Source organism: Gimesia sp. (genome assembly GCF_040219335.1).
GTDB lineage: Bacteria > Planctomycetota > Planctomycetia > Planctomycetales > Planctomycetaceae > Gimesia.
Map to the genome: position 1 here is coordinate 225,810 of NZ_JAVJSQ010000006.1, position 13,074 is coordinate 238,883.

Genomic DNA, 13,074 nt, shown 5'->3' on the forward strand with positions numbered 1-13,074 from the left:
TCCTAAAAAGGAGTCAATTCCGTCTCGTCCTGAATGTCCAGAAAGAATTCGTCAGTGTCATCCAGAGAGAAGTCCTGGTCGAATTCGAAGTTGATTTCCCAGTCGGGCAGCAGGCGGATACTGGGGGCGAGTGTACCCTGCATCACTCCGTCTTCTGAGTGTTCATATCCCAGAAGATGCCCCAGTTCATGGAAGAGCACAGTCTGTAGATCGAAACGGCCGTCTGCGTCACTGCCGGGCAACGCGATGAGACTCAGATCACTTTCATATACGAAATTAAAATCAGCAGCAGGACTTCCTTCCAGATACCAGCCGTATCCTGCCGCATTCACATCGATATAGATCGTCCCGCCAGCAACCTGTCCCAGCGCGTCACCTTCCAGATCGACCACTTGAACAGTCGTGGCTTCCAGCATGACATTCTGTTCTGCAGAGAGACTGCCACTGACCTGATCGACAATCCGAGAGAAGGAAGTCGTCGCGACTGTTTGTGACAAGGGCGTCGCCGTCTGCTGCGGTGCACTCGACGTGTCAGCCACCAGCAGCTGATTCCAGGCATCCGGGAAGTTGGAGGGGTAGGTGACAATGGAATGATTGGCTTTAGACTTCCCATAATTGGAAGCAAACAGCAGCAGATCCCGGAAGTGCACCCGGTCATCCTGATTCAAGTCTGCAAACCAGGCATAGTCCGAATCAGACAGGCTGGGAGTCGAATTATACACACTGGCAAACAGAATCAGATCCCGGAAATTAATGGCGTCGTCGTTATTGAGGTCATACGGGTTGGCGTAGATCTGGACAGCGGGGATCGCTTCAGTCGGCGTGACAAAGGGGGCGGCATTGGATAGCTGAACTTCGACGGAATTCGCCTGCAGTTCCAAATCTTCAGCAGGCAATATCTTTGTACTCAGATCGAGATCAATCTGATCCTGCGCCTGGGGAGTGAAGCGAATCCGGGCAAACAGCGTTCGCCGGTTAACCTGCAGTCCAGCCGTTGATGTTTCCGCATGCAGGTCGGTGATCGTTCCTGTTGAATCATCAATATCACCAGTCTGGTTTGTAGAGAACCGAGGCCCGTATTCGATTTCCATCGCGGAGGCAACGGCCGAATTGTAAGACAGATCGACATCGACAGAGATGCTCCCCTGGCTGGTCTGATCGTTGGTCTGGACCCAGATTTCAATCCACCATGTGGCCCACTCACTGACCCACGCCTCATGTTCGGGTAACTGGATGATCGAACCGTCCGGCTGTGTCGGGGTCGGGGAGGAGACCAGTCTCAGATTCACCTCTGCAGAGGCACTGTCATCATCGAGGATCGTAACTACGGCCCGGTCATCAGCCAGAATTACATTATGTCCATTAGCCTGCAGACCGGACAGGATCACTAAAAATGTTTCGTCAATTTCCAGCAGACCAGAATCGACAATCGGAATGCTGATTAACTGGGTCTGTGTTCCCGGCGTAAACGTCAGTGATCCCGATCTGTGAGCGTAGTCCGAAGGCGACTGGGCAGTCTGGCTGGCGGTTGCATAGTTGATGACCACCGGTGCATCGACGGGGGCATCCAGCGAGACGGTCACCTGCACATTCGCGGCGGACTCATCCACCGAAATGTCGTCGATCGTGATATTGGACTGGTCAACATCCGTTATTGTCACCTCTGCCTGGTTACGACTCAGCGCGATATTCGCACCGCCGGCCTGCAGATTTGTGAATTGAACCAGGAACGATTCTGTCAGTTCCACCAGATCCGTGTCGATCAGAGGGATGCTGACCGTCTGTGAGACTTCACCCGGCTGAAACGTGACCGTACCTGCTGTAGGCTGGTAGTCCGCGTTCGCCAGGGCACTCTGGTCCAGCGTGTTGAAATCAAGAGAAACCGCCGCTTCGACTGGTTGGTCCAGTGTCAGTGAAACAAGTGCGACTCCCGCCGATTCATCGACAGTCACGTCGCTCATCGTCAGGTTGGCTTCTTCATTGTCTTCGATGGTTACTTCGCCAGAATCACTGGCAAAAGTGAGTTGCGCCCCGTTCGCCTGAATATTCGAAAGCTGAACGTAAAATGATTCTAAACCTTCAACTATCTGATCGTCGGTAATGGTGATCGTAATGCTCTTGGCCGTCTGTCCCTGAGTGAATGTCAGTCTGCCCGATTTCCCCAGATAGTCAGAATCGCTGACAGCGGATTGATCTATGGTGCTGTAATCAACTGAGATGTTCGCGTACACGGTATCTGTCAGATAGATATAGAGTCGGGCGACTCCTGCTGCTTCATCGACGGTGATATCGGTGATTGAAAACTGGGCCTGGTCATCATCAACGATGGAAACGTCTGCCTGGGAACGGCCGATGATCACCACATCGCTCTGTATGTTGAGGCCAGACAAATTCACGTGAAAGTCTTCGATTTCTTCTACCTTGTCATTATCAATCAGGGCAACCGTGATTGTTTTGCTCTGTTCCCCAGGAGCAAAGGTCAGTGTTCCGGACTGACTCTGGTAGTCGAGTGAGTTTCTGGCCTTCCCATCGGACAGTGAATAGTTCACTCGAACTTCGAAGCTTACCGGTTGATCCAGCGTGACTACGACTTCAGCCGTCCCGTCTGCCTCATTGACGGTCAGGTCACTCACAATCAATTGTGCCTGTTCGTTATCCTGAATCGTAACCTCTCCCTGATGATCACCCATCACGACATCTGCACTTCCGGCCTGAATGTTGGAGAGATTGATCAGAAAGCGTTCATCGAGTTCGATCGGATCGGAATTGATAAGAGCGATGGTAATACTCTGCGACTGCACACCGGGCAGGAAGGTCAGTGTGCCTGTTTGAGCCTGGTAATCTTCGGGAGAGAACGCCGAATCGTCTGCCGTTGCATAATCGATGGTGACCGCGGATGTGACCGGGTGACTCAAAGAAACGGTCAAGACAGCAGTACCATCGGCTTCACTTACAATGATGTCGTCGATCGTAAACTGAGCCTGGTCATCATCCCGAATTGTGACTTCTGCCTGGTCATCTGCCAGTAACACATCAAATCCATTGTTCTGTAGCTGGCTCAGATTGACCAGGAACTGCTCATCCGGTTCAACGTGATCTGTGTCGATCAGGGGGATGCTGATGATCCTGGTCTGCTGACCGGCGGAAAAAGTGATCGTGCCGGACTGGCCCTCGTAGTCTTCGCTCGCAAAGGCTGTCTGATCTGCTGTTTCAAAGAAGACACTGATCTCACCTGCAACAGGATGATCGAGGGAAACGGTCACTTCCGCAGTCCCGTCAGCTTCATTGATGGAAATGTCATCAATCGTCAATTGCGCCTGATCATCGTCGGAGATGGTCACGACCGCCTGGTCATCGGCAAGAATCACATCGCGTCCGCTGGCCTGCAGGTTGGTCAAGTTCACGAGGAAGGATTTTTCCAGTTCCACCAGATCAGAATTAACGACAGGGATTGAAATGGTCCGTGTAAGTTCGCCGGGAGCGAATGACAAAGTAGCGGTCTGTAAAGAGTAATCATCAACGGCAATTGCTGACTGGTCTGCTGATGCATAGTCAACAGTGATAGTGGTGTCAATCGGCTGATTCAATGAAACGGCAATTTCCACAGTGCCAGTATCTTCTTCGACTGTGATATCTTCGATAGTCAGACTGGCAACGTCGTTATCCTGGATCGTAATTTCTCCTTGCGATTTGGCAAAAACGACATCGGTTCCTCCTGACTGTATGTTTGATAGGAGCACCACCAGTCGTTCCTCCAATTCCACCTCGTCCGAGTCAAAGGTGGTAACTGTAATGGTTTTTGTCAGTTCACCCGGTGGAAATACCAGAAGTCCTGATTGCGCCTGATAGTCAGTGGATTCAGTTGCTGTCTGGTCAGAAGTGGTGAAGTCAATCGTAACGGTAGTTGATACCGGTTGAGTCAATGTGACAGTTAAAATGGCTGTTCCCATAGATTCGTCGACTGAAACATCATCGATCGAAATACTGGCCTGGTCATTATCGCGAATAGTGACCTCTGCCTGATCGTCAGCCAACATGATATTTGCACCACCTGCCTGAAGATTGAACAGGTTAATCAGGAATATTTCGTCAGCTTCTATCTGATCTGAATCCACAATATTAAGAGTGATGACTTTTGTCTGCTCACCCGGAGCAAACGTTAGTGTGCCGTTCTGTGACTGATAGTCATCAACATCGAGAGCTGACTGGTCTGCTGTGGCATAATCGACACTGACAGAAGTACTGGCTGGTACATCCTGCGAGACAGTGATCTCTACGGTACCCGCATCTTCATTGACTACGATATCTGCAATGGAAATGGCGGCTTGATCGTCATCTTTGATTGTGACTTCGGCTTGGTCATCGGCAAGAACAACGTTGAAGCCGTTATTCTGCAGGTTCAGCAGGTTGACGAGAAACATTTCGTCGGCTTCGATATTGTCAGAATCGATCAGGGGAATACTGATCGTTCTGAATAGTTGACCAGCCCCAAAAGTTAATGTGCCTGACTGCGCCAGGTAATCTTCCGTGTCAATCGCGGACAGGTTGGCCGTTGTGTAGTCGACGTTGATGGCTGAGGCAACGGGTTTGTCGAGTGATACTCTGACAGATGCTGTTCTCGCAGATTCATTAATGATGATGTCATCGATCGTAATCTGAGCCTGATCATCATTCTCGATAGTTCCCCTGGCACTGGAGGTAGCCAGTATTGTTCCCTGGGAGGGATTTGAGAGGTATACATTAAACAATTCATCATTTTCGACTTGATTATCACCATTGATGATAATGGAAATAGTCTGTGTTTGAACAATCGATTCCGGATCAGACTGGAAGATCACACTGCCAGTGTTGGATTCATAATCGTTAGTACCTTGTTTGGCTGACAGGTCACTCGTGGTAAAGTCAACGACAGAAAGAAAGTTCAAATCACCCGCTTGTTGCCCCCGACGCTCTACGGTAAAGGTAAAGATGGTCTGGCCACTGTCTCCCTCGATCTTGCTTACATCATTAACAATGAAAATTTCAGGAACATAAGGTTGGAATACATAGAACTTACCGACATCAGTGCCAGCTTCATTATTCAAGGGGGCTCCAACTATCACTCGTTCGCCTGCGAATGCGACTGCGTACCCAAAAAAGTCATTCGGGTCACCATCCAGAGGCAATAGTGTTTGTGATTCAACCCACTGATTGTCTATCAGTCGATAAAGAAAGGCTGCACCGGTATTACTTGAGGTTGATCCTGTGACTAATGTCGTCCCAGAGATACTAATAGAATCAAAACTGTAAAAAGGATCATTCTCTGGCGTTGGGAGTTGTTGTTGATAGGTCCAGGTACCTGTTCTGCTTCCAGAGACATTCTTATAAATAAAAATATCCCCACCTATATTACTATTGCCATCAGGAGAGATGATTCCCAGATAATTATCATCGACGTAAAAATTAATTCCAAACCAGATATTTCCTGTTGAGGTCGGCTGTCCTATGACCTGCCTTTCAATCCAGGTGTCTGCGATATAATGAAATATATAAACGGCCCCCCCTCCAAATGGACTCTGGCCCGTATCTGCAGTGATTCCAGAAACAAAAATCTGATGATTATTGATTTCTACCGCCGTGCCAAAACGATCGTAATAGTCTTTGTTGGACGCTGTGAGTTTTTGTGATTCTATCCAGGTGTTTCCCACTAATTTGAAGACATACGCGGCCCCCGCTTCATCTTCATAGCTGAGATTTAATGCGTCATGATATGGCGAACCAACTACAATCGTAAAATCTTCAATCGCAACGGATGTTCCAAAGTTATCATCCGCTTCCCCATCAGAGTTCGTGATTTTCTGGTCGAAGACCCAGCCGGAACCAATCCATCTGAAAATATAAGCAGAACCACTCTCTGCCCCGAGATCGTCATCACCTTTGGCGCCGATCACGATGGTCTCTCGGTCAATGGCCACACTGGTTCCAAAAAAATCTCCCTCTGTAGCGTCGAATGCTGTTAGCGTCGAGTAGTAATCCCAGGTGTCATCGGAGTCATTATATGGCGTGCCTTGCTGGTTCCTGCGGTACACAAAAGCTGCTCCCGCGTTATTGGCGATTAAATCGCTGTCAATAGCACCGACAACCATAAAATCTTCATCAACGGCAATATCATTCCCAAAATGGTCAGTACTGTTGAGTGTGGGCGGGGGAAGGACGGACTGTGACTGGATTAACTCGGGGAAATCATCATTGATGATGGTCGCTGCTCCCGAAGTATTTCCAAGTAATGAACTGCCGACATGATTGAAGAGCAGTACTCCAAATCCTTCGTCAATTTCCTTTATCTGGTCTCCATGAATGGGGACGGTAATCGTCTGAGTTTGAGTCGTCTGGTTCGGGGCTGCCTGAAAAACGATTGTCCCTTCTAAGGCAGTGTAGTCAATTCCTGCTGTAGCAGTCCTCTCGAAGGTTTTATATTCAATCGTCTCAGACTGATTTAAGTCTCCGGGATTCGTCCCTTTTCTCGTTACTGTAAAAGTAGCAGAAGAGGTTCCAGAGTCACCTTCGATTATCTGGATGTTATTAATCGAAATCGAACTTCGATCATTCAATCTGTAAACATGAACCGAGCCACTACGGTATCCATGCGAAGTAGTGTCAGTTGGGGCACCAACCACAATCGTTTCATTATCAATCGCGAGATCATGAGCAAAACTACCTGAGGTCTCTTTGATTTTTGTCTGCAGGCTGTTATCCCAGCCATTTCCCGAGTTCTCATAAATATAAGCTGTGCCAGCCCCAAAATTTTCAGGTGAATTGTCGTAAATTGCTCCAATCACCAATTTATTATCGTGGATGGATACTGCTCGTCCATAATAAGCACTTGTATTTCCATCATCTGCATAGAGCTTTGTAGAGACTGTATCGCTCCAGTCATCACCAACTCTTGAGTAGACATATGCTGCACCATATCTGTTACCAAGAGTACTATCAAAGCTAGCTCCTACGGCAGCTGTATTATCATCGATTGAAACTGATACTCCGTAACGAGTGGGTTCAGTTAGATTATCGGGGGTGAATTTAAATTCTGTTGCATCAGACCAGCCTGATTCTCCTTTTGTATAAATATATGCTGCACCGTTGTGAGAGCCGTAAATTTCTTTACCAAATGAGCCCACAATTAGTGAATCGCCATTGATACCTACCGAAATCCCATATCCTTCATTATTTGTAGTAACTATCTTCGTTTTCGTGGCAGTTAACCAATTGCTGTCAGTGTTTGTGTAAACGTACACAGCTCCATAATCAACTTCGTTTGATATAAAGGGAGCGGTCAGTGCCGTTACTACAAGCTGATTGTCATCAATGTCAAACTCATAACCAAAGGTCGCATCAAAGTCCGGATCAGAATTAGTTAAGATCGTCTCGGTAGCATTGTTCCAGTCAGATCCCTGTTTCGTATAGATGTAGACACAACCATTTTGCAAGTTGGGGTCGTCATGTGATCTATTGTACCCATTTACCACAATGGTATTGCCATCAATGGCAACTTTGGATCCAAAAGTATCATAATCCTGTCCATCAGATGGAAAGAGAGCCGTTTCGAATTCCCAGAAGTCATCGAAATAAACATCAGGCGTGCCATTTAGATTTCGCTTGTAAATATACGCAGCACCTGCATTAATTCCGCGAAAGTTGTTATAGGGGGCGCCGACAACCAGGTAGTCACCATCGATTGCAACACTACTTCCAGTGCGGTCTCCAGGATGTTGGATAATGTCATCTGTGAGGGGACTTATTTTTTGTTCCGAAGAATTCCAGCCATTAATTCCATTCGAGAAAATATAAGCTGCACCACTATCGACTCCGTTAGTGTCTTCGAGAGGCGATCCAATTAAGATCTCACTTCCATTGAAATCAATGCAGGATCCCCAAGAGCTGTTTTCTTCAAGTTCTGAAGATGTAAAAAATGATTCAGTAGCACCCGTCCAGCCCAAGATACCTTTTTCATAAATGTAGACTGCTCCCTGAGGGGGACCATCTTGAGGATGATTCTTAGCGCCAATCACAAGGATGTCATCAAGGAGAAAAACAGATGATCCAAAATTATCCCCTGAGTGAGGGGTGGATGCTTGGATTGTTGTTTTCTGGTACTCGTTCCAGCTGGACCCTTTTTGATAAATATGAACCGTACCATTTTCTGTATAGTCATTCGCAGAAAATCCCGCTTCACCAATGACAACTGTGTCATTTCTCACAGATACACTTGATCCAAATGAAGGAGTTTCGCCGGTAAGTTTCACTTCTTCTGCTGAATTCCAGCCATCAATGCCTTTGGAATAGATATAGGCAGCAGAGACCTGGTCTCCTGTTCCGATCACGATTGTGTCACCACTTACCGCGACTGTTTCACCAAAATAGGCTTGCAGTGGGTGGTCACTTGCTGCAAGTTTTACAGCTTCTGCGTTTTCCCAGCCTGATGCGTTCTTTGTAAAGACATAGGCTGCACCTCTATAGTATGGTGAACCTTGAACAAGGCTTGCACCGACAACGAGAGTGTTATTTTCGAGCGCGACAGACCAGCCAAAAGAACTACGATACGCTTCATCTGCTTCGGGGGAGATTAGTTTTGTTACTGTTGCATTTTTCCACCCTGACTCATCTTTGGTGAAAACAAATACGGCCCCAGTATTTTCATACTTCGGATTAACGTATGCATCAGCGAAGGGAGCACCTACGACGATCGTATTTCCTTCAATGGCGACCGAATGCCCAAACTGATCCGAGGACTGGTCATACCGATCTTCGAAATCGGGAGTGATACTTGATAATGTCGTTTCAAACACCCAAGTGTCATCTGACCGATCATTCGCTGTTCCTTGATTGTCACGTGCGTAAACATAGGCTAAACCGGAGGAACCAATATTAAAGCCGTTCCTGTAACTTCCAACCACCAGGTAGTCGTCACTGATTGCGACTGCTGATCCAAAATATTCTCTGAGGTTTGAATCTGAATCCGCAGGCGGTAATAAAAGCCCCTCTAAATCGTATCCGGTCAGCAGCGTGCGGTCTTCCAGCTCTTCGATTCCAATCGGACGTCGACTCAGCGCGGGCTGATACCGATGACGTGCGCGAGAACGCTGATTTCGGGGACGACGTGAGCGTACAGTTCGGTATCGTGAAGTCAGGGACTTCAACCAGTTAGTCAACAGCATGCGAGGCAGGGCTTTCTGGCTATCTGTTGCGGTCAAACGTACGTGGCCCGCACGTTGAGGCGTTGAGTTTAAGCGTAAGTGTTGGGTGAATCAGATAATTAGCGGGTTGATATACAGGAATGAATTATCTGTATGTGTGAATATATCAGTTTAGGAGAGGGGTATCCATAACTTTCAGCTTCTCTACCTTAAAATTTCATGTCATTAAGAAATGACGGTAAATCTCTATATATAAATAGCTTATGGCAATGTTGTTCCCGCTCAGAAGACCGGCAGGCTCTGACCATCTCGATGCTGGATTGCCAGACTGAGCGTTTGGGGAGAAATACTGGTCGGAATCGTCCGTAGTGCACCATCCCCCATGATGCACAGGAATCTCCCATTGTTAGCCTGTCCCAGGGCGATGATTGGATTGCCAGGATTGAAGGGCAGGTCGATTGGTTGTGTCCAGGGAACCGCTTTATCCGGCCCTGCTTTGACCGCCAGGATCACGTTGGAAACACCATCGGTGAAACTTCGCATGCGTAAACCCTGACCGCCGCTGAACGGGGTGTCCTTGCCTGAGAAGGTCATCACAGACGTGAAGCCCGGCTGCAGGGTATTTTCTGTCTGGTAGACATCCGGCATTTTGGTAATCAAGGCCTTGTTATGCGGACTGTCCCAGGGCTCATCCAGCTTGAACTGCTGATACAACTCCTGCTGACCAAGAAAAGGGAGCAGATGTACCCGCCAGCTTAAATTCGGTTTGCCATCGGTCAGATGCGCATCGGCGTACGGGAATCGCGTGAAGGAATCGTGATAGTGATGAAAGGCCAGCCCGATCTTTTTCATGCTGTCTGCTTCTGACTCCCGGAACTGCTGCGAATTTCCCCCATTCATTTGAGAATTGATCACGTCGTCCGCTTTGTCGGCAATACGCTTCATGATCTTGCCTCCCGGGGCGCCCCAGGTCAGCAGAAAATAACCTCCGCCCCCCAGCAGCAGAACCACGGCACCGATCGCGATCAGCGGCCCCGGTTTGACTTTGGAAGCCGTCTGTTTCTTCTGCTTCGATTTCGCCGACTTCGTGGGGCTCTTCTTCCGCCGTCGTGTCGGTGGCGAATAATCCATTTCCTCTTCTTCATCGAAGGCTTCCAGAAAATCATCGTCCGCGGGGACCGGGATTTTCATCACCGCTTCGCACGCTTTGCATTTGATTTTCTTACCGGCTTTATCGTCGCCGACTTTATATTTCTTGCCGCACTGCCTGCATTCAAAACTGATGGTCATGGTCTTCTGAGTGTCTTTATAAAACTAAGTGGGTTGGGTGGTGAAATAATACCGTTAGTCGTTGACAGTGATTCTTACTGTCCCGGTTTGACTTCGATGGCGTCCCAATCAATCCGCGTGAAATCCTGCGGGCCGATCATCTCTTTCCATTGAGCGTCTTCCAGATCCTTTTTAACAAGTGATATGGATCCATCCCCTTTCAGAATCACAACCTGTGAAGCAGTTTGTCCCAATTCGGCGATTGGCTGCGCCGGATTCAGACCACCCGGTTTTGTCCATTCGACGGCTTTGTCGGGGCCTGCTTCAACGACCATCATTGTATAGGAGAGGCCATCTAGCGTGTCGCGCATACGGGCCGGCTGGCCCAGGGGAAACAGTGTGGTCATTTTCTCCTTTCCCTCAGCATTTTTTTCCCGTTTCCCTTCAAAAACCCGGAATCGGGTTTTGTTTGAGTCGGCAGGCGTGTCCGGTGATTTAAAGACATCAGGCATGTTCTTTGCCAGCGGCGCATTATTTGGACTATCCCACGCTTCATCCAGTTTGAACTGTTCATACAATGGTTTCTGGTCCATATAGGGCAGGAGATGCACCCGCCAGCTGACTTTTAACCGACCATTCTCGTCATAAAATTCGGGATGCTCTTCCTGTGATGGCAGGAAGGAACTGGCTTCCTCGTGCAGGTTATGCAGTGCCAGACCAATCTGCTTGAGCTGATTTCCAACAGCCTTGTAACGTGCGGCGGTCATCGGTTCTCCCGCTTTGGTCATCATCTCCGGGGCGATCTTTTGCTCCTCCGGTTGAGCATCCGTCTCTGCCGGTGCACCAGTCTCGGTGGCAGCTTCTTCCGTTGTGGGATTCGCAGCAGGCTGTTTCTGGCATCCGCTGGGAAATGTGACTGTTACCATCAGCAACGTCAGCAGCAGAATTCGACTCTGAATATACATTCTCGTCTCCATGGTTCTGTCAGAGAGGTTTACTTGAAAGTGAAAACAGGTGGAAAGCTTCATTGCCTGTTCCAATTTTATTCAGGTTTGTAAGAGGGCAGATCTACTGTGATCACATTCCCGTCATCAGGTTGAATCAGATTTGCCAGCGATTTTGCGGGGATGTTCGCAGGAATCCCCCTTGTCGAGCCATCCATCATCACAGCAGGGATCACAGGCGTGGTTAACTTCCCAAGGGCTTTGACCGGGTCAGCAGGATCAAAGGGCAGGTCTTCCGGTTTCGTCCAGGGAACCGCTTTGTCCGCGGCAGCGATCACGAAGAAGATTGTATTGGAAGTCCCGTCAGTGATATCTCTGATACGTGAGCCCGGCGCACCGGGAAACGGCGTCTTTTCTCCGGCAAATGTCATCACACGTGTCTCGCCCGGCTTACCTGCGGAACCAAACTGATAGATCGCCGGCATTTTCGCCACTAAGGCTTTGTTGTGAGGGCTGTCCCAGGATTCATCCAGTTTGAACTGTTGATACAGCGCCTCCTGTCCCATGAAAGGCAGCAGATGCACGCGCCAGCTCAGATTGGGTTTGCCGTCGACGAGATGTTCATCCGCGGGCGGAAACCGATTGTATTTATCGACATAGTCGTAAAACGCCATGACGATCCCGCGAAGCTGTTGCAGGACCTTGATCTGATCCGGCTTCAGAGTGGTATGGATAATGGTGTATTCTCGATCGTCAACCACGTTGCCATCATTTGGGTTTATCAGGTCTTTCCACTTGCTTTCAGCGATATCCCGCTTGTAACAGCGGGTTGAACCATCGGCCAGCAAGACCGGAATGCCTCGACCGGCGGCTCCGAATTCAGCCTTGGGATGTTCATCTTTCAGTCCGCCGGGTTGAGTCCATAGAACCGCTTTGTCCGGTCCCGCTTCAACGATCATGACTGTGTTAGATGTTCCGTCCAGAATGTTGCGAATCTGGGCCGGTTTCCCCAGTGGAAATATGGTAGATGGCGCCTCTCTGCCTCTGGAGTTTTTTCCCCATTGTCCTTCAAAGACACGGAAGCGGGTCTTGTCTGAGCCGATCGGGGTATCGGGAGAGCGGTAAACCTCAGGCATTTTCTTTGCCAGTGGGGCATTGGCTGGACTATCCCAGGCTTCATCCAGTTTGAATTGATCGTACAGCGGCTTCTGGCTCAGAAAGGGCAGAATGTGGACCCGCCAGCTGACTTTCAACTGACCATTCTCATCGAAATATTCAGGATGTTCTTCTTGTGATGGTAAAAAAGACCGGTTTTTATCATGCGAGTAATGCAGGGCCAGGCCGATGGCTTTCAGCCGCGCTTTTACCTCCTGATAACGTTCGGCCGTCATCGGCTCCCCCGGTTTCGTCACCATTTTGGGATCGATCGTCTTTTCTTCCGCAGTGGCAGCATCTTTCGAGGATGACTGTTCGGCAGACGAAGTTGAGGAGTCGTCTTTTTCCGCCTGGGAGTCGCCGGGCTGAGGCTTTTGACAACCTGTAGAAACCAGCAGCAGGATCAGACAGAGAGAGAATGTAGACAGACAGCGATTCCAGTTTCCCGGAACACCAGGGAGTGAGCGAGTAGCAGACATGTAGGCAAACTTTCAGCTGAGTCAAATTGGATCAGACCCCGCGCGCATGGGGGC

4 protein-coding genes are annotated in these 13,074 nt (G+C 48.9%); all 4 read right to left on the reverse strand.

The window, feature by feature from the left end:
- Nucleotides 1–2: 2 nt before the first annotated feature.
- Nucleotides 3–9,194, reverse strand: coding sequence for a Calx-beta domain-containing protein (locus RID21_RS06995; RefSeq protein WP_350187944.1), 9,192 nt, complete (start codon nt 9,192–9,194; stop codon nt 3–5).
- A 261-nt stretch (nt 9,195–9,455) separates the two neighbouring features.
- The gene (locus RID21_RS07000; RefSeq protein WP_350187945.1) at nt 9,456–10,463 is read right to left on the reverse strand and encodes a DUF1559 family PulG-like putative transporter; all 1,008 of its coding nucleotides are present in this window, start codon (nt 10,461–10,463) and stop codon (nt 9,456–9,458) included.
- Between the two features lie 74 nt (nt 10,464–10,537).
- Nucleotides 10,538–11,407 (reverse strand): DUF1559 family PulG-like putative transporter, encoded by an 870-nt coding sequence (locus RID21_RS07005; protein WP_350187946.1) that lies wholly within the window; start codon nt 11,405–11,407, stop codon nt 10,538–10,540.
- A gap of 77 nt (nt 11,408–11,484) precedes the next feature.
- Entirely contained in the window at nt 11,485–13,020 is a 1,536-nt protein-coding gene (locus tag RID21_RS07010) for a DUF1559 family PulG-like putative transporter (RefSeq protein ID WP_350187947.1), read from the reverse strand.
- Between the last annotated feature and the right edge of the window lie 54 nt (nt 13,021–13,074).